Raw genomic sequence first — 411 nt, forward strand, 5'->3', positions numbered from 1 at the left:
CGCGTCACCTGCAAAGCGAGCTCCCGCGTAGGCGCGATGGCCAGCGCCAGCGGTGCTGCGGCATGGAAAAAGCGCTCCGCGCCGTCGAGAAGAGTCGGCGCCAGAGCCAGCCCGAAGGCAACGGTCTTGCCAGAGCCGGTCTGCGCCGAAACCCGCGCATCGGCCTGCCCGAGCTCGAGAACCGCCTTCTGCACCGGCGTCAGCTCGACATAGCCGCGTTTTTCCAGCGCCTTTGCAAGCGCGGGGTCAATAGCTTCGAAATTGGACATATGCTTCTTTCGGAATTCGGATTCTTTTATGCCCCGCAATGGGTCATCCGTCGGCGAGGGCCAGAAGCGCCACGAGCCAAACGATCCAATCGTTCGTACTTCGCGCCGCCGCCATTGTACAGGGCAAGCCGCCTCGCCGGGT

General features: G+C 63.7%; 1 protein-coding gene. It reads right to left on the bottom strand.

Going from position 1 to position 411, the window contains the following annotated elements; translation table 11 throughout:
- The coding region (locus EN955_RS34680; protein WP_164769980.1) for a DEAD/DEAH box helicase at positions 1-269 on the bottom strand (269 nt) is incomplete at its 3' end.
- Positions 270-411: the final 142 nt, after the last annotated feature.

This window comes from Mesorhizobium sp. M7A.F.Ca.CA.001.04.2.1 (assembly GCF_003998485.1).
GTDB classification, from domain to species: Bacteria; Pseudomonadota; Alphaproteobacteria; order Rhizobiales; family Rhizobiaceae; genus Mesorhizobium; species Mesorhizobium ciceri.